We start from the raw sequence: 20,728 nt of genomic DNA on the forward strand, positions 1-20,728 counted from the left end.
AGGCGATCTTCTATCTATAACGTACATCGCTTTTCAGTCTATATTTAGAGTTGATCGTCTCATTGTGTAGGATGGGCTTTTTTCGTTTTATCTTGAAAAAATCGGAGAATTATCTCGGCGCGCTACAGGCAGCACACAAACCAACGTCAACAACACCGTATACAACAGAATAGAAGTTTTGGTGTACTCGGTACCATGTGTCACAGGCAACATTGGAATATCCACCTTACGATAGTCCTCTACGCGATGAATTGCGAGTGCCCAAAAGTGTGGTGGCGTCCAGATAAAAATGATCATCACAAGCAGCCAAGCATTCGCATGCAACTGCCCTGTTACGGCAGTCCAACCGAGAAGAGGCGGCATCGCACCCGCAATACCTGCAATTACGATATTTTGCGGAGTAGCGCGTTTGAGGTACATGGTGTACACCATCGCATAGCCGAGTAAACTCATCAAAGTCAGCCATGCCGTCAGTGGGTTAACCAGCGCATACAAAAGAACAAACCCTATGACGCCTAAAGCCGTCGCAAAGGCTATCACCGATAACGGCTTAGCTTCACCCGATGGCAACGGACGTTTGTGTGTGCGAGCCATTCTCGCATCAATGCGGCGGTCAATCAGGTGATTAAACGCTGCCGCGGAGCCTGCCATCAAACCAATGCCTGTTAGGCCAACCGCCGCCTGCAACCAAGGAAACTCAGTAACAGGCGCTAAACTCATCCCTACAACGGCCGTCACCAGCATTAATGCGACTACTTTAGGCTTCGTTAACTTCAAATAAACGGAACTTAGTCGCTTTCGCTCATTTAACGACAGTGCGATTTCTTTACTCATAGCGAACTCCTTTCGCGGTGTAACTCCAAGCTTTTTTGCCCTGCCACAAATAAAACTGACTCACACAAACAAGACTCAACATAATGGCGGCACCCAAGTTATGTGCCACGGCGACATAAATAGGAAGTTGGAATACAACGTTGCTCACGCCCAACATAATTTGACACGCTAAAGTGAGTAGTAACCATCCTCCAATGCGCTGTGAATGATGGGAATCTTGCCTCATGAGCATAATGCTATAAGCCAATACGACGGTGGCGGTGACCATCGCACCGAGGCGATGCGTAACATGTATGGTCATTCTTGCCGGATACTCCAATACACCAAACTCGTAATTCTCGAATCCGGTTTGCCAGAAAGAAAACGCCTCTTTCCATGAGAGATAACTCATCCAATCTCCCTCACAAATAGGCAGTGAGGTGCACATGAGCGCGGCATAGTTTGACGAAGTCCACCCTCCGAGCAGCACCTGCATAAAAACAACCAGAAAAACCAATAATGAGAAGCCTCGTAGCGAGCTGGAAGATGGAGAAAAATAGAGATTATTTTGCGCTTTTAACTGGCAGTAAAAAATCGCCTGCAGAACCAGTAAAGTAAAGCCACCAAGCAGATGAAGCATTACGATGACTGGCATTAATTTGAGCGTCACGGTCCACATCCCCAAAAGTGCTTGCCCGCTCACCAGTACACTGAGAAGCATCGGAATAGTAGGATTCACGCGCTCAGACCTCATTGATATCACTGTCATGGCAAAAATGACCAAACCCAACGTTCCTGCAAAATAGCGATGAATCATTTCAAGCCATGCTTTCTCATGCTCGACAGCCCGTTCAGGGAAATTAAGATTGGCACGTATTACGTCTTCTTCTTGATGAGGCACACCAAGGTGCCCATAGCAGCCGGGCCAATCAGGGCAACCCAACCCTGCATCAGAAAGGCGAGTATACGCGCCTAACATGATCACCACGAAAGTTAGGAGCAAACTGAATTTAACCAACTGAATTAACTTCATATACGCCCCTTTCTAACCAACTCGTGACAATTTTAAGAGCTTGCGTAAATCCGCCAACATACCTTTGTTGAACGAGACTAAATCTTCATTCGGTTTCGGCGAGTAAGACATCACCAATTGCCCCAGAGGATCAACGATTAATATTTGTCCGGGTTTCACTTTGGCGGTAACCGATTGATTCATTTGCATTGTCGTCATCGATACATCTACGGTACCGGACAACTCTGTCTGCCAAAGCACCGGCACCACACGCTCTTGATATTTTCCTAAAGCGACATGGCTTTGCTGAAGCAGGTAAAGCTGCTGCCTGCATTGTTCTGTGCACTCATTAGGTAAAACATAAGCGAGTTGCCACCCGTGCTCCTTGAGTGGTGACTCTTGACCAAGTAGCTCTAACGTGGTGTATGGTTCAACTAACACACCTCTATTGGTCACACCGCTTTGATACCACCCTTGGGTGAGAATGACCTTAGCGATGACGGCAGGAAGCGCAAACGTACACACCAACGCAATCAACATTAGCCGCCCTTTGGTTACTTTAGATGTCATGCTTCACCTCCATGTGACGCAACTTTCTTTGCCAACGAACAAAAACAATTAAGGTCAATAATAAGAAAACGCCCCCCATCGAAAACCACTGAATCGAATAACCGAAATGCTTGGCGCTGTTGAGCGGCAATGGGTTCCAAGGAAAGTCGTAAGGCCAATTTTTTAGATTGTCTGGCTGCAAGACTGCGGGCATAAGTTCAATATTAAGTAGCTGATTCAGATGCACGATATTAAGGTTCTGCACACGAATGGCATCGCCAACTTCTGGCATTAATTCAGAGCTCAACGGGTTAGCAGATTTTCGGTACAGACGTCCCGAGATAAAGGTCGACACTTCGAGTGTTGTGACGGTTGGTAATATTGAACGATCTGCTATTCCCTCCACAAAACCAAGCTCTAATAATGCATAGGTTCCTGATTCATCACTCATAGAGACAATCTGAAATGCTAAATAGCCCACATTGCCCTGATGCGTTTGGTTATCCAGTAAAATCACGGGAAACGCCTGAGGAACAACATTAGCTTCCACTTTTTTCCCGAGAATGCTGCCTTCTCTCCAATCGTTTTCTTCAAGAACTTCGCCTAATGCTTGGTACGCACTATCCGCTCGCGCAAGAATGGCTTGTTCCAAAGCCTGTTTTTCTTGCCCTCTCTCAAGCTGCCAAAAACCCAGTTTGACCAAAAGAGAAAACACAACCACAGTTAAACCAACTGCAACCCAAAACCGTTTCGATAGCCATAATTGTCTCGATAACAACAACGATGAAACCGGAGGTGCTATGTCCACCGTATTTCTATTCAAACTGACGCTTGTCCTTTTGCTGCTTTTCATTATCTTCAACCTCGCAAAAGCGCTTATCGAAATGGTTCGTGAAGACCCCGATAATCCCGAAAAAAGAGACAAACCTATGAGTCATTACTTAGGCCGTCGAGTCATGTTCTCCGCTTTAGTAGTTATCCTTCTACTTATTGCGCTCAGTTCAGGCTGGCTGGCTCCGAATCCCCGTCCTTACTAATCGCCCAATGCACCTACAGCACGTACACAAACACAAACAGACATAACCAAACCACATCCACAAAGTGCCAATACCAACTACCTGCTTGGAAGGCAAAATGGTTGTTAGACGAAAAATGATCTTTAGCGATTCGGAGCAATAATACGATTAAGAAAATCGTCCCAAGACAGACGTGCAAACCGTGAAAACCAGTCAGCATAAAGAAGGTGTTTCCGTAGATACCAGATTGCAACGTGAGCCCCATTTCTTGATAAGCATGAGCATACTCGACCGCTTGGTAATATAGGAAAAAGCCCGCAAGCACGATGGTGATTTCCAACCAAACAATCAGTGCTGTTCTTTTGTCTTTTTCAAGGCTTATGTGCGCCATATGTAGCGTAATCGACGACAATAACAGCAAAATAGTATTAGTAAGGGGAATGCCCTGCCACGGCATAGCTTGTGTTGTTTCTCCACCCGGAGTCAGTGTGAGTGGCCACATCGCTTCGAAGGTTGGCCACAAAACCTCGTTGGTCATGAAGTTGTTATCTGCCCCACCTAACCAAGGCACAGAAATCATCCTGGCGTAAAATAACGCACCAAAAAAGGCACCAAAAAACATCACTTCAGAGAAGATGAACCAGCTCATCCCTTGGCGAAAAGAACGAGTAATTTGCGAGCTGTACTTTCCACTCAGAGACTCAGTAATCACATTACTAAACCAGCCCGCCAACATGTAAAGCAAGAAGAGAAAACCTACCGCTAGCACAATGCTACCAATGGTTCCCACAGCCCCTTCACTTTGTGTCCCCTGAACGGTCATTCCTGCACCAACGGCAACTAAAAATAGAGCAAATGCACCGATGATCGGCCAGCTACTTTGAGCGGGAACATAATATGTTCCTGGCTTGTTACTCATAATTTCTCTCCTTACTGACCAGCCTTGGTCTGTATCTCTCTCCTTGAGTGGCTAAGAACCTGTAGGAGGGGGAAGTTTATAGAGTGTGTATGACAGCGTTAACGTGTGTATCGACTCCGGTAAGTCCGGTTCGATATAAAAAATCAACGGCATTTGAGCTTGTTGTTTGCCATCCAAAGGCTGTTGGTTAAAACAAAAGCACTCAATCTTATTGAAATAAGCAGCGCCATTCCCGGGAGAAACAGAAGGAACGGCTTGCCCCACCAACTTCTGCCCGCTTTCATTAAATGCAAGGTATTCGGTTTGCACAACTTCACCGGGATGAACGTCCATCGAAATCACTTTGGGTTTAAACTCCCAAGGCATATCGGGGCTTACATGCGCCATAAACTCCACGCGAATGGTTCGGCTCATATCTGGCTGCATACCAGTTGGTTGAATGGCGGCCACTTCACTTGTTTTTCCATTGATACCCAGTGCGTCGCACATTACGTCATACAATGGGACAAGTGCGTAGCCAAACCCGAACATCAAAAGGGTCGCTAAAAGCAACTTCACTGTGAGCTTTTTGTTTGATGGATTCGGTTTCATCTCACTCACCCTATTCGTTTCTAATCGACTTTAGGCGGCGTAGTAAACGTATGATGGGGCGCCGGGCTTGGCACCGTCCATTCTAAGCCCTCCGCACGTTCCCACGGTTTTGCAGCAGCCTTTTCACCGCCACGAATACACTTAATCACCACCCATAAAAAGATCAATTGTGACAACCCAAACGCAAATCCACCAATGGAGACAATTTGATTGACATCAGCAAACTGAATAGCGTAATCCGGGATACGTCTTGGCATACCCGCTAAACCTAGAAAGTGCATCGGGAAAAACAAAACATTAACTGAAATAATCGAGCACCAGAAATGCCACAAACTCAGCTTGTGGTCGTACATATTGCCTGTCCACTTAGGTAGCCAATAGTACGCAGCCGCCATAATCGAGAATACAGCACCAGATACCAACACATAGTGGAAATGCGCAACCACGAAGTAAGTGTCATGATATTGGAAATCCGCCGGCACAATCGCCAGCATCAACCCTGAGAAACCGCCAATCGTAAAGAGTACAATAAAGGCAACGGCAAACAACATTGGCGTTTCAAATGTCAGAGCCCCACGCCACATGGTGGCGACCCAGTTAAAGACTTTCACCCCGGTTGGTACCGCAATCAGCATGGTGCAATACATAAAGAAAAGCTCTGCAAAAACTGGCATCCCCGTTGTAAACATGTGATGCGCCCACACAAGGAAAGACAACAACGCAATGCTGCACGTCGCGTAAACCATCGAATGATAACCAAACAGCTTCTTGCCACTGAAAGCAGGAAGGATGGCAGAAATGATGCCAAACGACGGTAAAATCATGATGTACACTTCTGGGTGACCAAAGAACCAAAAGATGTGTTGAAACATCACCGGATCGCCGCCACCAGCTGCATCAAAGAAGCTAGTCCCGAAATATTTGTCAGTAAGAACCATCGTCACCGCACCCGCTAATACCGGCATAACCGCGATCAATAAGAAAGCGGTGATTAACCAAGTCCAAACAAACATTGGTAACTTGAACCAAGTCATTCCCGGAGCTCGCATATTTACTATCGTCACGATAACGTTTATCGCGCCCATGATGGAGCTGATACCCATGATGTGAACAGAGAATACAAACAGCGCGGTGCTATCTGGGCCATAAGTCGTGGACAACGGAGCATAGAACGTCCAGCCAAAATCGGGGCCGCCGCCAGGTAAAAACAACGAGCTCAATAAAATAAGAAATGCAAAAGGTAGAATCCAAAAGCTCAAGTTGTTCATGCGAGGTAGCGCCATGTCTGGAGCACCGATCATCATTGGAATCATCCAGTTAGCAAGGCCCGTAAATGCTGGCATCACAGCACCAAACACCATCACCAAACCGTGTACCGTAGTCATTTGATTAAAAAACTGTGGATCAACCAGCTGAAGTCCAGGCTGGAATAATTCGGCACGAATGACCATCGCCATCGCACCACCAGTCAGAAACATCGCGAAACTAAACCAAAGGTACAGGGTGCCAATGTCTTTATGGTTTGTGGAATACAGCCAACGAGCAATACCTTGGGGAGCATGATGATCATGGCCATCATCAATCGCAATGGTACTGTTTGCACTGGCTTCCGCTGGCGCAGACTTCACTGCCTTATCTATTGGCTTACTCATATTTCCTCCTTAGCACTGCCTTGTGCCTTAAAGGCATTCACATCGGATGCTTGCACCCTATCACCAGTGTCGTTGCCCCATGCATTTCGCTGATATGTGATGACCGCAGCAATTTCTTTGTCACTTAACTGGTTCGAAAAAGACTGCATTGCAGTGCCCGGACGGCCATTCACAATCACATCAATGTGCTCTGAAATTGGGCCTGTTGCGATAGGGCTGCCCTTAATCGCGGGAAATGCACCCGGAATCCCCTCACCATTCGCCTGATGGCACACAGCACAACGCGCCGTGTATATCGATTCGCCCTGCGACATCAACTCATCCATGGATAAGTCTTGAGAGAGCGCTTCTTGTGCCGCCGCTTTTTGAAGTGCGATTTCTTCCTTCTTACTCGCTAACCATTCATCAAACTTTTCTTCTTCCATCGCATGCACCACCACCGGCATGAACCCGTGAGCACGACCACATAGCTCCGCACATTGACCGCGATATACACCTGGCTCATCAATTCTTGTCCATGCTTCATTAATAAAACCAGGAATGGTGTCTTTCTTGACAGCAAAATCTGGCACCCACCATGAGTGAATGACATCATCAGAAGTCATCAAAAAACGCACTTTGCGATTCACAGGCAACACCAAAGGGTTGTCTACTTCCAATAGATAATGCGCGCCTTTTGTCTCGATACCATCAATTTGCTTTTGGCTGGTAGCAAGCAAACTGAAGAACTCAACATCTTCACCAAAATAGCTGTAATGCCACTTCCATTGCGAGCCTGTGATCTTGACCGTGATATCTGATTGGCTTGTGTCTTCCATTGCGACTAAAGTTTTCGTTGCGGGAATCGCCATGGCGACAAGAATGATGATAGGTATGACCGTCCAAATAATTTCCACTTTTGTACTTTCGTGGAAATGTGCGGCAACTGCTCCTTTTGACTTGCGATGACGAAAGATGGAATAGAACATGACGCCAAATACAATCAAAGCAATTACGCAGCAGATATAGAAAATCAGCATATGTAATTCATACACTTGCCCACTTATCGCTGTGACCCCTTTGGTCATGTTGTAGTCACTTTCCTTTGACCAACTGAAAGAGGAGAATGTGATTAAAATCACATTCAGTGATAAGGCTAGAGTAGTCGTTAATCTTTTCAAAAGATCTCTCCTCTGCTCAGCCGCTACGCTTGCGCGAGCTTCCTTGCGTCCCGATGCAAATATCGAACAACTTTACGAAAAATCACAAAAACTACGATTTCGACACGGTTTGTTATATTTATGTTAAAAGGCTAGTTATAGTTCCAAGGTTCTTCAAGAAATTAAATATGATTAAATTTTGTTCGGATAAGAAAAATTAATTCGGTTTATCGATTGCCCTCTTTGAAATGTAATTGAGAACCATTTACATTAATTTAAAAGAAAACATTGAGATACTTACAAAACGAAGTGTCCAAGAAAGTAGGCGCCCCCTACTAAGGAATGATTGATATGACAGCACTAATTACTCAATGGCTAGAACGAGACCCTGATCCTAAGACTCGCGAAGAGCTACAACACCTCGTCGATACAAATAATGAACAAGAGCTTACTGATCGCTTTGGATCACGCCTTGCCTTTGGTACAGCAGGGTTACGCGGCAAAGTGGGCGCAGGTCCAAACCGAATGAACCGTTTGGTGATTCAAGAGACAGCCACTGGCCTAGGAAACTATTTGCTAGAGCAAGTCAAAGATGCCGCAAGTCGTGGGGTCGTTATTGGCTACGACGGTCGTCCTGATTCGAAACAATTCGCGCATGATACCGCTTCCGTACTGACTGCCCTTGGCATCAAGGTTTACCTAACGTATGACGTTGCAGCAACCCCAATTGTTGCATTTGGTGTCCGTACATTGAATGCTGCTGCCGCAGTTGTCGTTACCGCCAGCCACAATCCACCAGAGTACAATGGCTTTAAAGTATATTGGGAGAATGGCGCACAAATCATTCCTCCACACGACTCTGGAATCGCAGCGAAAATTGATGACGCAACAACGAAGCCATTACCTTTAATGTCTCTCGATGATGCAAAACAGCACGGTTTGTTAGTTTGGTTGGAAGACGACTACTACCAAACTTACCGTAAAACGATGAACGAAAACGCGCTGCTTACTCCTGACAACAACACCGATATTTCTATCGCTTACACTGCGATGCATGGCGTTGGGGCGAATATGGCGGAAACGCTCCTCGCAGACGCTGGCTTCAAAAAAGTGGCAAGTGTTAAGGAACAGCGCGAACCTGATGGTAGCTTCCCAACCGTCAACTTCCCAAACCCTGAAGAAGCGGGAGCAATGGATATGGTGATGGCGTTAGGTAAGTCCGTAGATGCTGATATCGCTTGTGCTAACGATCCAGATGCCGACCGTTTTGCAGTGGCGGTCAAACGCCCAGATGGCGAATACCAAATGTTAACCGGCGACCAAGTGGGGTCACTGTTTGGCGATTACTTGCTAGAACAGCAACCTAACGCTCTGGTTGGCAACACCATCGTATCATCAAGAATGCTGAGTAGCATTGCCAAAGCGCATGGCGCCCAATACTACCAAACGTTAACAGGCTTCAAATGGCTTACTAACGTTGCAATGGAGCAAGAGACAGAAGCCAATCCATTCTTGTTTGCTTATGAAGAAGCGCTCGGTTATACCGTGGGTAACAAGGTGTGGGATAAAGATGGTTTATCTGCAATCGTCGCATTTGCCCAGCTAACAGGAAAACTTAAAGCTCAAGGCAAAACACTATGGGATAAATTGGAAGAACTGTACCGCGAGCACGGTTTCTACTTTAACGCGCAGCGCAGTATCGCTCTCGACCCGAACTCTCCACCAATCGGCGACAAACTCCGTGCAAACCCACCAACAGAGATTGCTGGTAAAAAAGTCGCAGTAACTGAAGATCTAAAAACATCAGTTCGCATGTTTGATGACGGCTCAGAAGAATCCATTGACTTACCAGCAAGTGACGTATTGATTTATCACCTAGAAGATCAGTCTCGTGTGATTGTTCGCCCTTCGGGTACTGAGCCAAAACTAAAATGTTACTACGAAGTCATCAACCTTTTCCCTGCGGATATGAGCTATGCACAAGCACAGCAAGCGGCAGAGGCGAAGATGAACGAACTTATCGACGCGCATCAGACAAGTTTGTAAGTCAAAGAGAAGCAGAGACATCTGATATGATAAGAGGCGCAAATTCGCGCCTCTTTTTTTGATTTTGACTAGAACAAGTCAAGCTAACCAGTGCTTTTCCCTAGCTTACAATTTCCTTTTGTAGAAAGTACTTGTGGATGCCCTCTGCAGGATAGCCTGAGTACTGCCCTACTTTTTCAAAACCTAATTTAAGATAAAAATCAAGAGCTTGAAAGCTGTAGGTATCCAAATAAACATGGGTAACCCCGTGAGGCTTTACTTTGTCTTCTAGCATTGACATTAACTGGCTACCGAGACCGGAGGTTCGACTTTCAGCATCTACCCACAAAAACTCAACAAACACCGTGTTTTTAAACATTTCGCCAGTCAGACCACCCATGATCTTGCCATTCTCATCTTTTGCGAAACAGCCTACAGTATGCACTTCCCCTTCAGGCAAATGCATCCGGTTATAAGATCGAATACCTTGACGAACAGAATCAAGGTCTGTTTGATCTGGATTTAAACAAAATTCAAGCTTCATACATCCTCTCCTTAGGAAACACCAATATCCTAAAACAAAAAGCCAGCAATTGCTGGCTTTCTGATGGAATATGATAACTTTATAAGGCGAAACTGCTCAGCATCCACAACGCGAGAATAACGAACACTAAACCCATTAGTTTATGTTGATAAGTGCGGAATTTTTCGTTCTCGATCAGCCCCTTACCCAATGTACCTGCCAGCGCAACAAGCAATAAATTGAATGATAAGCCAAGGACGTTTAACAATAACCCTAGTGCTAGCATCTGCTCACCAGAAGACGCTGTGATATTGCTTGAGACAAACTGCGGCAAAAACATCACAAAAAATACCAACGCTTTAGGGTTAAGCAAATTACTCATCAAAGCACGTTGATAATAAGTTGACGCCATTTTGTTTTGACCATCAAGCTCTGGAGCCGAAGATGCCTCAGCTCGTAAGCAGTCCCAGCCCATTTTTAGCAAGTATGCGCCACCTAATAGATGAAGGACTTTAAGGGCGATTGGGCTCATTGCAATCAGGGTAGATACTCCCATTGCAGCAAGCAAAGTAAGAATAACACCAGACGTCGCATTGCCTAAGCTAGCAAACAGACCGACCTTCTTACCGTAACTCATACTAGAGCTCGCGATAAGCAACATATCGGGCCCTGGTAACAGCAACAAAGCCACTACTGCGGTGAGATAAACAGGAAGTACAGATAAATCAATCATGATGGAACCGCTTTTTCTACAACAAAGCGGCGAATGTTATACCAACAAAATAACAACAGCCAGCCCAAAATCACCAAGATAATTCAGAAAATAAAAATCATAGTTTGCTAGGACGAAAAATAACAATCAATTCGCCTATTTATAAAAATCGAATAGCAATTTTGTACAAAAATAAGCACGATGGATCCGTTACACTTCTAAGATGACTTTCTTGAGCAGACCGGATAAAGATGAAAGAAAAGAATAAGGAAATCGCTACCTTCAAGATAGCTCAAGAGCTCGGCGGTTTAGAGCTTCTCGATGCAAAGTACGAGAAGCAGAATTTTTCACGCCATAGCCACGAAGGTTACACTATTGGTGTCATCGAAAAAGGGGCACAACAATTTTTTAGGACGGGCGGGAATCATATCGCGCCACAGGACAGCATCATCCTTGTTAATGCAGATGAAGTACACAACGGGCATTCAGCCTCGGAAGGCGGCTGGGAATACAAAGCAATGTACCCCGTACCTCAGCAGTTTCAAACTTTAGGACAAGAGCTTGGTTCACCAAATGTCGCGCTGCCCTATTTTCCTCAACCTGTGGTTTACGATCCTGAGCTGGCTAGTCAGTTACGATTGGTGTTTGAAACACTAGAAAAATCAGACAACCGTTTATTGAGAGAAACTTTGATTTACGGCACGTTGATCAAACTAGCCAGCAAACACAGCACCCACCGGGCACCGCTCAAAGAATCAACCAGAGCTCAGCGACAAATACAGTTGGTCAAAGAGTTTTTGGAAGACTTCCCGCAAACGGACGTCTCGCTAGAAGAGCTCGCAAAACTGGCTGGGTTAAGCCCTTTTCATTTGCTAAGAGAGTTTCAAAAACAGTTTGGCTTCCCTCCCCATGCTTATCAAATTCAGCAACGTTTACGTATGGCGAAGAAGCTACTAAAAATGGGACAAAAAATTTCAGATGTGGCACAAGAATGTGGCTTCCATGATCAAAGCCATCTGCATCGACACTTTAAAAAAGCCATGGGCGTCACTCCCGGCCAATACGTCCGTCACAGCTAAAGCAGCAATATTGTACAAGGCGTTATGCGACTACCGAGCTATCTTGGTAGCCTGATTTAGGAATAACTAAGAAGAAACTATGGACCACACTTTGCCGTTACAAGAAGAATCAAAAGCCACGCTATTTTGGCAAGGCACACTTGCGATGATGCCACTGAGTATCGCGGTGTTACCTTGGGGTTTGCTCGCAGGCTCATTCGCGATTGATACTGGGCTTCACCCTTTGGAAGGACAAGCACTATCCGCCATTCTGTTCGCAGGTTCCGCGCAGCTCGTCGCGATGGGGATGATTAAATCGGGGGCAGGCCTAGTAACCATGTTACTAACAACGTTTTTTATCACCTCTCGACACTTCCTCTACAGTGTATCGATGCGCAGTAAAATTGCACCACTTCCTCTTAAATGGCGGTTATCACTCGGATTCTTACTCACTGATGAGCTGTTTGCGATTGTAGGTCATCATTCCGATAAACAATTTAATCGCTGGTATGCGCTTGGGGCTGGTTTGAGTTTTTACCTGTTTTGGAATATCGCGACATTGACGGGCATTATTGCGGGAAGCCTGATCCCTGAACTGAACGAAATGGGATTGGAATTTGCTGTGGCCGCGACTTTTATCGCAATTGTAGTTCCGACTATTAAAAATATGGCGGTGCTCGCGAGTGTTGTCGTGGCATTAGTGAGCTCGGTCGCCCTAACCTATTACCAAGTGGAAGGAAGTTTGATGATTTCGAGCATTTTAGCCATGCTTACAGGCTACTTTGTGGAACAAGTACAGGAGAAACACTAATGATCATGTTGTCTATTTTACTGATGACGGGACTTGTTTTCACCAGCCGCTACTTGTTTTTAGAACCCAAGCTACCACTGCGATTAGGGACGCGCACTCAAAAAGTGCTCAACTACGCCAGCCCTGCGGTACTCACTGCGATCTGGGCGCCTATCGTTTTCATTCCCGATGGAGCACTCAGCGTGAATGTGCACAACCCATTTTTATTGGCTGCCTTGCTGGCTGCGTTAATCGCGTACTTTACTAAAAATGTTCTTTTAACGACGGTGATCAGCATGGTGGTATTTCTCGTTCTGCGAATTTGGCTTTAATTCGCCACCCACTCAATCTCCAACAAGGTGACATCACCACACTTTAATCGTCCAAGGAAGATGTCACCTTTATGCACCTCACCAACTCCTTTTGGTGTGCCGGTCATTACCACATCGCCATCTTGAAGTGTTGTGTAACTCGTTAATTCATCCAAAATGGTTAGCGGCGGATAGAGCATCTGGTCAACGTGACCTTTTTGTACACGAACGCAGTTAATCAAGAGCTCTAGGTTAAGATCATTAATATCAATGTTATCCAAAGAGACAAATCGACTAAACACTGCGGAGCCATCAAACGCTTTAGCACGCTCCCAGGGCAACCCTTGTTGTTTAAGTGAAGACTGCAAACCGCGCTTGGTCAGATCCAATCCCAAACCGACCGCTGAATAACGTCCATCTTTGATCAGAAAACAGATTTCAGCCTCGTAATGAAGAGGCTCTTGATGAAATGAACGCAGAGTCGTCGATACGGAAGTCGCGGGTTTATTAAATACCACCATTTGCTCAGGTATCGCATTATCAAGCTCATGAATATGTTCAACGTAATTTCGCCCAACACAAAGCACTTTACCCACTTCTACTTTCTTTTCTTCAACTTGAATAACGCTCATCGCTCTTCCCTGCAAAACAAAAACCCCATCATAATCTAACCTATTGACTTAACGACACTAAATCCCATCCTCTAGTGTGAAAAATAAGACATTCACCCCGTTTTGAGTTTTGTATCATCTAATTGAAACATCACGGTATTTACAAAACAAATAGACAAAAAAGCCAGCACGAGGCTGGCTTTAAATCAATAAGGGTGAATGATTGTTCTCGCTAAATCCTATTATAGGTAGTAACGAGCACCTATCGCCCATTTGTCATCAGTTTCACGACCATGGTCATCATTTAGGTCAAACTGGTAACCCGCGTAACCAACAAATTTAGGCGTGAAGTTGTACTCTGCCTGCAGTGCCATTTCCTCACGAGCGGTTTCTGTTTTAGAATTTTTGAACTCTTTACCTTCAACCATCTCGTAGTTAACGCTCAAGTTTAAGCTGTTCGCTAGAGCGTATGCGATGATCGCTTCGTACGCATCACTTTCCGCCAAACGGTCGCCATTTACACTGAAGTTCATATTTTCATTTGAACCATATACCGCGGCAAGGAACAGACCTTGGCCGTAAGCGCCGTAAGATGCAGACACAACATGTGATTCTGCGGTGTGTTTACCTGTGTAAGCAGGGTGTTGGAAGTCACCACCGTTGTATGAGTAGCCAATTTTCGCGCCCATGATTGCGTAAGAAAGCGCAACTTGCATGCGGTCATCGTATTTAAGACCACCAGTGATAGTACCTGCGTCGTTACGCGTGTATTCATCATTTGCGCCTTGCCATCCAAGACCAACGTTAATCGCACCTGCTTCGCCTAAATCAAAGCCATTTCGATAAGACAGCATTTTATCCGCACGACCTGTGCCTAGGTTTCCGTGATCGTCGTAAATGAAGTCATTCGCAAACGCAATTGGCATATCCGCGATGCCTGCAACATCATAGTAAGGTGACCATTGCGTACCACCTACTGCACGACCGTAAACCTCATGTGTTAAACCTAAGTAACCTAGACGAGTTTTAAACGACTCTTCACCGCCATCTAAGTAGTTTAGAGCCCATTCACCACGTGCGTCTGCGGTGAAGCCATTGCCTAAATCTTGTGTCGCAGAGATATTGATACGAGGAGAGTTAGTACCAACATCCGTGTCACCTTGCTCTGAACCATTTAAGTTAACAGAAACGTGGCCGCCCATCGAAAATGTTGTGCCATCGTTATTATAAAGTTCCACTGCCACTGCTTGAGTGCCGAAAGTTGCTGCTGCGATTGCCGCTGCTAATAATTTTTTATTCATTTCTAAATCCATTACTTATTAGTTGGTTAGTCAGTTTTAGACCCAGCTCTGATTCACTTTCGTAAAACGAAATGATGAACACAGAAAGGAATACAAAGGCCCTCTGGGGCATCTTTTCCGCCAGAATGGATTTACCTTTGTGTAACAACTGCCGACACTTTATTTGATTAGTTCCTGATAACCGAGTGAAAAATTCTCAGCAAAAAACTAAAAAGCAAACGTTTACTTATCCGAAAAAAAATCCAGGCGTAAAAACCTTACAAAAAGAAATGCTTTAACGAGATAGTGCTCACAAATACTTGATGAACCCCAACTTTTGAAAATAACTTTCCCGTCAAAATGAAATATTTACTTACATTTTGGAACAAAAATAGGTTCAGGAACTTTTTGAAAAAAGCACGGTCTCCAATAGAAGGCAGAAAAACCTCAAAAAAGATAAAACCTTTCTTTTTATAAGAGATATAAGAAGGGGCACTTATTCTCGCCAGCAATAAAAGTGCAATCAAATCATAACTTAACAGAAATCTATCTTTCATTTTCAGCGTTTACCTTAGCGTCATCAACACATCGGGCAAGAAAGCCCATCGATTACAACTAGGGTAATAAGAAAATGAAAAAGGCAGCACTAACTACTGCAATTCTTACAGCATTGGTATCAGCACCATCATTCGCAGCAACAGTATACAAAAACGACGGTACTGAATTAAAAGTTGGCGGCCGCGTTGAGTTCCGTGGTGACTTCATCGGTTCAGGTGGTGCTGAAGTTGAAGGCTCAATGGAAGATAAAAGCCGCGCTCGTCTTAATCTAAAAGGTAAAACGGACATCGGCAATGGCCTTTCTGCATTCGGTGTTTACGAAGCCGAACAAAAAACGGGCAAGAGTGAATTCAAAAACCGCTACATGTATGCGGGTGTCGACTCTGATATCGGTGCTTTCTCTGTAGGTCGTCAAGACATGGCTGCAGTCATCATCTCTGACATGACGGATATCACTGAGTTCTCTGGTGTTCAGCAAGTTATCGATTCCTCTTCTGATAAGCAAGACAGCGTTTTCGCATACCGTGGTGCGTTTGATGCGCTACAACTGCAAGCAACCTACCAAGCAAACTCTAGTGATAACGAAGATAAATACGGCATCTCTGGAATGTACTCACTGCCAATGGGCCTAGACCTCGGTCTTGCATATTCTGGTGGTGACGTAGATAAAGACAACTCTGAAGATCAAATTCTAGGTGGTATCGCTTACTCGATGGATAACCTTTACCTAGCAGGTACTTACTCTCAAGGTTCATTGACTGACGCTGAAGACTTTACGGCTTACGAGCTAGTCGCAAGCTACAAAGTAGCGAGCAAAGTGACACTTGCTGCGCTATACACAGCTCAAGAGAATGATCCAGACAACGGTTCAAAGTACGACACCGTTGAAGGTATCGAGCTTGTTGGTTACTACAAACTAAACAGCAACTTCCGTACTTACCTGTCTTACTACATCAACCAACTTGATGAAGCAAAAGATGCAACAACAGGTCTAGTAACAGAAGGCGAAGATACACTGCGCCTAGGCGTACGTTACGATTTCTAATTCACTCTTGTCCTAAGAGCGAGTCCACTTGGCCAGCATGCTTGCTGGCCATTTTTTGTGTAACCCAACATAACTCAATAAGTTTTCACACTATCCAAACGTCGCTCTGCAATGAAAAACGAGCGTAGTGACTCCTGCCTCTGCCCTCTTTTAATGCGATTTGTCACTAAGTTAGTGCATTTCTCCTAATAGCCAACCGAACTAAAATAAAAAAGACAATTAAAATCAAATAGATAAAAACTGGCACGCGTTCTGCAATACCAATTATGCAAATGCATGGCAGCGTTTGTGCTTCTCGTTCTTTGTACCTGTTATAACAGGCACGTCCTTTGAATTGGTAATGTCGCCTCCCTCTGGGAGGCATTTTTTTATTGGCGCGAAAAACAATAGGACGTATGATCCCGCCACCTCTATCAAACTGGAATTTTTCAATTGAATCATCATCCTGTTCAAGGTGCGTCCTGGATGCTAACAGCTGGCTTGGCATTCGCCATAGTGAACAGCTTCGCCCAAATTGCTAGCATCAACTTTGGTGTCTCTTCCACCACATTCGCATTATTCCAATACGCTATTGCCTTATTTGTCATTCTGCCCTATCTGCGTACACTTGGAATTAGACGCTCACTAAGAACCCAACACTTTGGTTGGCATACCTTCCGTATTTTTCTCTCTGTTATCGGGATTCAGCTTTGGCTTTGGGCACTCGCTTATCCAGTTCCGATTTGGCAAGGCATTGCGCTGCTGATGACCTCTCCATTATTTGCAACGGTTGGATCTGGCTTGTTACTCAAAGAGAAAGTAGGTACTGCACGCTGGTTAGCGACATTAACAGGGTTCGTTGGTGCTATGATCATTCTTGAGCCGTGGGCAGATTCATTTACATGGGCGACCCTGCTTCCTGTTGGCGCCGCATTTTTCTGGGCAGCGTATTCTCTGATGGTAAAGAAAATGTCGGTCAACGATCCGCCCTCAACCATGGTTGTCTATTTATTACTGCTGATAACGCCGTTTAATATCTTATTGGCAATACCGACATTTACTATGCCAAATACCTGGACGATATGGGGCGTACTTTTAGCCGCAGGCGCGCTTACTGCACTCGCTCAATGGGCTATCGTTAAAGCATATGCAGTAGCAGACGCCTCGTTTGTGCAACCATTTGATCACGCAAAACTGCCCTTGAATGTCGTTGCTGGCTGGTTGGTGTTTGGCTGGGTACCACCTGGTCGTTTATGGCTAGGCGCCGCGATTATTATTGCCTCCATTGCGTTTATTACACACTGGGAAGCGAAAAAGACAAAGCTAGTTGAAAGAAAAGTCTAATTTCAAGGTTCTATATTTTCAGGAAAGGAAATGAGGAACACCATATGAGTCAACCAATCAAAATTACACTGTACCGCTGGGCTGGTAGTTGGGGTCCATTCAAAGTCAATATTCCTTGTGGTGAATGTACGTTAACTAAAGATATTTTGACGGATACTTTTAAAAACGAACTCGCTGATGTCCCCGTTGAACTGGAAGTAAAAGATTGGTTATCACATTGGTGGGAACCATTAAAAGCAGGGGCCTGGCATGCACCGATTCTTATTGTCGAAGGAAAAGTGGTCAGCCAAGGAGAAGCGCTAAACCGGGGCGTGCTTGTGCAATCAGTTATCGCTGAATGGGTCAAACGCGATGAGCTAAAAGGCAACATTGTTTATGGTAAAGCCACCTGCCCTTACTGTGTCAAAGCGAAACAACTACTTGACGATGCTGGTGTTCAATACGAGTATCATGACGTGGTTAAAGACAGCGCTGCTTTGTATCGCATGATCCCCGAAGTAAAGGCCATCATTGGAGAAAAAACGCCGGTAACAGTGCCGCAGATCTGGTTGGATGGAAAGTATGTTGGAGGCGCTGACGATTTAGAAAAGTGGTTAGCAGCAAAGGGGCTAGATAAAGTGCCTAATAATGTCGTGGAAATACCAAGCCAATCCGCTTAGCGTTTGATTCAAATGCCATCCGTCTTTGAGTAGTGGTTTACCAATGTTGTTCAATATGTAGGCTGCCACTAAAAACAAGACAGATAAAAGCAAAAAGCCCTGATTCTTCAATCAGGGCTTTTTAAATTATTTCGCCAGTTTTTTCATAACACGAGCAAAAACAGAAGCTTTTTTCTTCTTCGCTTTACCGTAAAGCGCTTTGTGCATCGCGTCTTTTGCAATCATCTGGCCAATATAAGCACCACCAAGTTCGTTACCCATGACCTTCTCCTGAATGTATTGACTTAACTATGTTGTAATTTTACATCACAATTAGATAAAAACAAGACTGGTGTCACATTTATTTTGTAATTAACTTTCAGGTTAGTTCTGATTACTTTTTCGAAACGGGCGCCTATCGCTTAGGTTGCTGGTATGTTTTACCCGCTGCGACGTACGTATCTTTCTGTTTGATTTCAAAGAATGTTTCAAAGAACCACGCAGCAAATTTGATCAAGTGATCGCCTTCATTCATGACGTGCTCCACGTATTCTTGCTCTTCTCCGGACTCGTCTTCTTGAGTGGTAATATGGTAAATACGTTTCTCGCCATCAACTTCTGCAAGACCAAACTGACCCGTTAGGGATTGTGCCGCTTGTGCAACTTCTTCTTCCTCACACGCCTTCAAGACTTCGAGTGCCTTTGGCATGCTTTCTTGCTGAGTAATTTCTTTTACCAGTGTTTCAAATTCGTTTTGTTGCATTCTTTCACCTAACGATTAGAGATCGGATAGTCATTTGGGCAGAAATGTATCCCCAAGCTTGAGAGGAGCATCAGGCATTGCCCTCTTCCTCTCAAACTGAGTCATTCAATATACACAATGATCCTGACTTAATTTAGCAGCGCATTTTAGAAAGCTGCCTCTTTCGTTGCAAGTATATTCAGGTGGAAGTTTCTGCTTGAATCGTCCCTTTGGGTACTTTACGAAATTGACTCAATGCAAGCACACAACAAGAAAGTAACGCAATAAACAAATAAAACACCCCGAGTTGGCTTTGATTCGTGACCCAAGAATCTACCAAGTATCCGCCAAACAAACCGGCTAAACACATTTGAATTGATCCAGATAGCGCAGAAACCGCTCCAGCCTGTTGCTTATGTGGCGACAGCAACAAACTAATTGATACCGGAAACGACATGCCTTGGGCAAAACTTAAACACGTAAATGCCACTAGTAATGAAAATACACTGAAGGGTGTAACCAACAACATGAAGCCAGCAATAGCAACAATCGCGAAACTCATCAGCAAGATTTGCTGAGCTTTGTAACGAGCGTTGATCAAATTAAGCACCAAGCTACCCGTCAGCAAACCAACTGACGGTATGATCATCAACGAGCCATAATCCGCCGCCGTTAATCCTAACTTTTGTTGCATTAAAAATGGATACAAGGAGAGCGTAACCAGAGCCGATAAATAACTAAGCCAGTTGTAGCTCGCACTACCAATCACTTGTGTATTCGTTAACAGACGCAAATAGTTCGCGCTGACTTGGCCTACTTTAAATTTTCGCTTCGGGTAAGGCAGCGTTTCTGGCAACACCAATAAACCAAGTGTAAAAATTGCCATTAAGTAAATCAGCACAAACACGAAGACAGCATGCCAACTCAGGTGAAAAGCAATCCAACCACCAAACAGCGGAGCAATAATTGGCATCACAGATGCCGTGACTGAAATATAAGATAGCGCTTTGGTTAATTGCATACCGTCATAACTGTCACGCAATACGGAGCGACCAAGCACCGAGGCACTGCCCGCTCCCAAACCTTGAAGTAACCGCCCCGCTTCAAGAGCAATAATGTTGTCCGAAAAGGCGATACAAATAACCGTACCAACTAGGTACACACTTTGGCCCAGAATAAATACTGGTCGACGACCAATCGCATCAGACAATGGGCCATAAAAAAGCTGAGAGATACCGAAACCAACGAGAAATAGTGTGACGAGATTCTGAATCGAATGTTGCGGCAAATTCAAGTCATGACCAATCAATGGCAAAGAAGGAAGATAAATACTAACGCCAACTTGGCCTGTGGCAATGATCATCATCGCTAATAACAATGGTGTTTTACGCAAACGTTCCTCCTACTTTGTGACAGATTGA

At 44.8% G+C, this 20,728-nt stretch carries 22 protein-coding genes and 1 pseudogene; 8 read left to right on the forward strand and 15 right to left on the reverse strand.

What is annotated here, in order from left to right:
• Positions 1–123: 123 nt before the first annotated feature.
• From cyoE to F7Y48_RS16395, 4 genes and pseudogenes are all read right to left on the reverse strand, one after another.
• A pseudogene (gene cyoE / locus F7Y48_RS16380) lies at positions 124–834 on the reverse strand (heme o synthase); the annotation flags it as partial.
• Entirely contained in the window at positions 827–1,846 is a 1,020-nt protein-coding gene (locus tag F7Y48_RS16385) for a COX15/CtaA family protein (RefSeq protein WP_316685057.1), read from the reverse strand. The pseudogene cyoE and the gene F7Y48_RS16385, both read right to left, overlap by 8 nt.
• 12 nt (positions 1,847–1,858) lie before the next feature.
• Positions 1,859–2,395 (reverse strand): cytochrome oxidase biogenesis cluster protein, encoded by a 537-nt coding sequence (locus F7Y48_RS16390; RefSeq protein WP_104972784.1) that lies wholly within the window; start codon positions 2,393–2,395, stop codon positions 1,859–1,861.
• Complete coding sequence (locus tag F7Y48_RS16395) at positions 2,385–3,227, reverse strand: SURF1 family protein (protein ID WP_258505005.1); 843 nt, start codon at positions 3,225–3,227, stop codon at positions 2,385–2,387. Before F7Y48_RS16395 ends, F7Y48_RS16390 begins: the two co-directional genes overlap by 11 nt.
• On the opposite strand from F7Y48_RS16395, the gene F7Y48_RS16400 reads away from it, so the two are divergent.
• On the forward strand, positions 3,175–3,411 hold the full coding sequence (locus tag F7Y48_RS16400; RefSeq protein ID WP_005391169.1) for a DUF2909 family protein: 237 nt from the start codon (positions 3,175–3,177) through the stop codon (positions 3,409–3,411). The two genes, F7Y48_RS16395 and F7Y48_RS16400, sit on opposite strands and share 53 nt — an antisense overlap.
• Positions 3,412–3,424: 13 nt before the next feature.
• Here the strand turns inward: F7Y48_RS16400 and F7Y48_RS16405 are convergent, their stop codons facing one another.
• The 4 genes from F7Y48_RS16405 to coxB are packed head-to-tail and all read right to left on the reverse strand — an operon-like array spanning position 3,425 to position 7,712.
• Complete coding sequence (locus F7Y48_RS16405; RefSeq protein WP_114322885.1) at positions 3,425–4,309, reverse strand: cytochrome c oxidase subunit 3; 885 nt, start codon at positions 4,307–4,309, stop codon at positions 3,425–3,427.
• A 51-nt stretch (positions 4,310–4,360) separates the two neighbouring features.
• Positions 4,361–4,900 (reverse strand): cytochrome c oxidase assembly protein, encoded by a 540-nt coding sequence (locus F7Y48_RS16410; protein ID WP_005391173.1) that lies wholly within the window; start codon positions 4,898–4,900, stop codon positions 4,361–4,363.
• 20 nt (positions 4,901–4,920) lie between these two features.
• Positions 4,921–6,552, reverse strand: coding sequence for a cytochrome c oxidase subunit I (ctaD, locus tag F7Y48_RS16415; RefSeq protein ID WP_258505002.1), 1,632 nt, complete (start codon positions 6,550–6,552; stop codon positions 4,921–4,923).
• Complete coding sequence (gene coxB, locus F7Y48_RS16420) at positions 6,549–7,712, reverse strand: cytochrome c oxidase subunit II (RefSeq protein WP_006742066.1); 1,164 nt, start codon at positions 7,710–7,712, stop codon at positions 6,549–6,551. Before coxB ends, ctaD begins: the two co-directional genes overlap by 4 nt.
• A gap of 330 nt (positions 7,713–8,042) precedes the next feature.
• On the opposite strand from coxB, the gene F7Y48_RS16425 reads away from it, so the two are divergent.
• Complete coding sequence (locus F7Y48_RS16425; RefSeq protein WP_047008374.1) at positions 8,043–9,737, forward strand: phospho-sugar mutase; 1,695 nt, start codon at positions 8,043–8,045, stop codon at positions 9,735–9,737.
• Positions 9,738–9,837: 100 nt separating this feature from the next.
• Here the strand turns inward: F7Y48_RS16425 and F7Y48_RS16430 are convergent, their stop codons facing one another.
• A complete protein-coding gene (locus F7Y48_RS16430; protein ID WP_316685059.1) occupies positions 9,838–10,260 on the reverse strand; it encodes a GNAT family N-acetyltransferase in 423 nt (140 codons plus the stop codon).
• Between the two features lie 79 nt (positions 10,261–10,339).
• Positions 10,340–10,972 carry a LysE family translocator gene (locus F7Y48_RS16435; RefSeq protein ID WP_053809567.1) on the reverse strand — a complete coding sequence of 211 codons (633 nt, stop codon included), beginning with the start codon at positions 10,970–10,972 and terminating at the stop codon, positions 10,340–10,342.
• Positions 10,973–11,202: 230 nt separating this feature from the next.
• Here F7Y48_RS16435 and F7Y48_RS16440 point away from each other — a divergent pair, with 230 nt between their 5' ends.
• The 3 genes from F7Y48_RS16440 to F7Y48_RS16450 all read left to right on the forward strand — a co-directional run bounded on the left by F7Y48_RS16440 (position 11,203) and on the right by F7Y48_RS16450 (position 13,131).
• On the forward strand, positions 11,203–12,030 hold the full coding sequence (locus F7Y48_RS16440; RefSeq protein ID WP_006742070.1) for an AraC family transcriptional regulator: 828 nt from the start codon (positions 11,203–11,205) through the stop codon (positions 12,028–12,030).
• A 79-nt stretch (positions 12,031–12,109) separates the two neighbouring features.
• Positions 12,110–12,820, forward strand: coding sequence for an AzlC family ABC transporter permease (locus F7Y48_RS16445; protein WP_046873712.1), 711 nt, complete (start codon positions 12,110–12,112; stop codon positions 12,818–12,820).
• A complete protein-coding gene (locus F7Y48_RS16450; RefSeq protein ID WP_006742072.1) occupies positions 12,820–13,131 on the forward strand; it encodes an AzlD domain-containing protein in 312 nt (103 codons plus the stop codon). Before F7Y48_RS16445 ends, F7Y48_RS16450 begins: the two co-directional genes overlap by 1 nt.
• Here the strand turns inward: F7Y48_RS16450 and F7Y48_RS16455 are convergent.
• Together F7Y48_RS16455 and F7Y48_RS16460 are read right to left on the reverse strand one after the other, a co-directional pair.
• The gene (locus F7Y48_RS16455; protein ID WP_316685060.1) at positions 13,128–13,742 is read right to left on the reverse strand and encodes a fumarylacetoacetate hydrolase family protein; all 615 of its coding nucleotides are present in this window, start codon (positions 13,740–13,742) and stop codon (positions 13,128–13,130) included. The genes F7Y48_RS16450 and F7Y48_RS16455 overlap by 4 nt on opposite strands.
• A gap of 221 nt (positions 13,743–13,963) precedes the next feature.
• Positions 13,964–15,022 carry a porin gene (locus F7Y48_RS16460; protein ID WP_046873713.1) on the reverse strand — a complete coding sequence of 353 codons (1,059 nt, stop codon included), beginning with the start codon at positions 15,020–15,022 and terminating at the stop codon, positions 13,964–13,966.
• Positions 15,023–15,632: 610 nt separating this feature from the next.
• Here F7Y48_RS16460 and F7Y48_RS16465 point away from each other — a divergent pair.
• From F7Y48_RS16465 to F7Y48_RS16475, 3 genes are all read left to right on the forward strand, one after another.
• Entirely contained in the window at positions 15,633–16,604 is a 972-nt protein-coding gene (locus tag F7Y48_RS16465) for a porin (RefSeq protein WP_048625262.1), read from the forward strand.
• Between the two features lie 465 nt (positions 16,605–17,069).
• On the forward strand, positions 17,070–17,927 hold the full coding sequence (locus tag F7Y48_RS16470; RefSeq protein WP_170902660.1) for a DMT family transporter: 858 nt from the start codon (positions 17,070–17,072) through the stop codon (positions 17,925–17,927).
• Positions 17,928–17,971: 44 nt separating this feature from the next.
• A complete protein-coding gene (locus tag F7Y48_RS16475; RefSeq protein WP_053809571.1) occupies positions 17,972–18,586 on the forward strand; it encodes a glutaredoxin domain-containing protein in 615 nt (204 codons plus the stop codon).
• A gap of 126 nt (positions 18,587–18,712) precedes the next feature.
• On the opposite strand, the gene F7Y48_RS16480 is transcribed toward F7Y48_RS16475, so the two are convergent.
• The 3 genes from F7Y48_RS16480 to F7Y48_RS16490 form a co-directional block, all read right to left on the reverse strand.
• Positions 18,713–18,847 (reverse strand): hypothetical protein, encoded by a 135-nt coding sequence (locus tag F7Y48_RS16480; protein WP_005391196.1) that lies wholly within the window; start codon positions 18,845–18,847, stop codon positions 18,713–18,715.
• Between the two features lie 133 nt (positions 18,848–18,980).
• Complete coding sequence (locus F7Y48_RS16485; RefSeq protein ID WP_005391198.1) at positions 18,981–19,328, reverse strand: hypothetical protein; 348 nt, start codon at positions 19,326–19,328, stop codon at positions 18,981–18,983.
• 178 nt (positions 19,329–19,506) lie between these two features.
• Complete coding sequence (locus F7Y48_RS16490; RefSeq protein WP_104970160.1) at positions 19,507–20,700, reverse strand: multidrug effflux MFS transporter; 1,194 nt, start codon at positions 20,698–20,700, stop codon at positions 19,507–19,509.
• Between the last annotated feature and the right edge of the window lie 28 nt (positions 20,701–20,728).

Origin of the sequence: Vibrio sp. 2-1-2a (assembly GCF_032648565.1) — a bacterium.
Classification (GTDB): Bacteria; Pseudomonadota; Gammaproteobacteria; order Enterobacterales; family Vibrionaceae; genus Vibrio; species Vibrio diabolicus.

What these genes read in the sequence shown, in the direction of transcription:
- F7Y48_RS16385 (WP_316685057.1), bottom strand. Translation starts at nt 1,846, where the DNA reads ATGAAGTTAATTCAGTTGGTTAAATTCAGTTTGCTCCTAACTTTCGTG.
- F7Y48_RS16390 (WP_104972784.1), bottom strand. Translation starts at nt 2,395, where the DNA reads ATGACATCTAAAGTAACCAAAGGGCGGCTAATGTTGATTGCGTTGGTG.
- F7Y48_RS16400 (WP_005391169.1), top strand. Translation starts at nt 3,175, where the DNA reads ATGTCCACCGTATTTCTATTCAAACTGACGCTTGTCCTTTTGCTGCTT.
- F7Y48_RS16395 (WP_258505005.1), bottom strand. Translation starts at nt 3,227, where the DNA reads ATGAAAAGCAGCAAAAGGACAAGCGTCAGTTTGAATAGAAATACGGTG.
- F7Y48_RS16405 (WP_114322885.1), bottom strand. Translation starts at nt 4,309, where the DNA reads ATGAGTAACAAGCCAGGAACATATTATGTTCCCGCTCAAAGTAGCTGG.
- F7Y48_RS16410 (WP_005391173.1), bottom strand. Translation starts at nt 4,900, where the DNA reads ATGAAACCGAATCCATCAAACAAAAAGCTCACAGTGAAGTTGCTTTTA.
- ctaD (WP_258505002.1), bottom strand. Translation starts at nt 6,552, where the DNA reads ATGAGTAAGCCAATAGATAAGGCAGTGAAGTCTGCGCCAGCGGAAGCC.
- F7Y48_RS16425 (WP_047008374.1), top strand. Translation starts at nt 8,043, where the DNA reads ATGACAGCACTAATTACTCAATGGCTAGAACGAGACCCTGATCCTAAG.
- F7Y48_RS16430 (WP_316685059.1), bottom strand. Translation starts at nt 10,260, where the DNA reads ATGAAGCTTGAATTTTGTTTAAATCCAGATCAAACAGACCTTGATTCT.
- F7Y48_RS16435 (WP_053809567.1), bottom strand. Translation starts at nt 10,972, where the DNA reads ATGATTGATTTATCTGTACTTCCTGTTTATCTCACCGCAGTAGTGGCT.
- F7Y48_RS16440 (WP_006742070.1), top strand. Translation starts at nt 11,203, where the DNA reads ATGAAAGAAAAGAATAAGGAAATCGCTACCTTCAAGATAGCTCAAGAG.
- F7Y48_RS16445 (WP_046873712.1), top strand. Translation starts at nt 12,110, where the DNA reads ATGGACCACACTTTGCCGTTACAAGAAGAATCAAAAGCCACGCTATTT.
- F7Y48_RS16450 (WP_006742072.1), top strand. Translation starts at nt 12,820, where the DNA reads ATGATCATGTTGTCTATTTTACTGATGACGGGACTTGTTTTCACCAGC.
- F7Y48_RS16455 (WP_316685060.1), bottom strand. Translation starts at nt 13,742, where the DNA reads ATGAGCGTTATTCAAGTTGAAGAAAAGAAAGTAGAAGTGGGTAAAGTG.
- F7Y48_RS16460 (WP_046873713.1), bottom strand. Translation starts at nt 15,022, where the DNA reads ATGAATAAAAAATTATTAGCAGCGGCAATCGCAGCAGCAACTTTCGGC.
- F7Y48_RS16465 (WP_048625262.1), top strand. Translation starts at nt 15,633, where the DNA reads ATGAAAAAGGCAGCACTAACTACTGCAATTCTTACAGCATTGGTATCA.
- F7Y48_RS16470 (WP_170902660.1), top strand. Translation starts at nt 17,070, where the DNA reads ATGCTAACAGCTGGCTTGGCATTCGCCATAGTGAACAGCTTCGCCCAA.
- F7Y48_RS16475 (WP_053809571.1), top strand. Translation starts at nt 17,972, where the DNA reads ATGAGTCAACCAATCAAAATTACACTGTACCGCTGGGCTGGTAGTTGG.
- F7Y48_RS16480 (WP_005391196.1), bottom strand. Translation starts at nt 18,847, where the DNA reads ATGGGTAACGAACTTGGTGGTGCTTATATTGGCCAGATGATTGCAAAA.
- F7Y48_RS16485 (WP_005391198.1), bottom strand. Translation starts at nt 19,328, where the DNA reads ATGCAACAAAACGAATTTGAAACACTGGTAAAAGAAATTACTCAGCAA.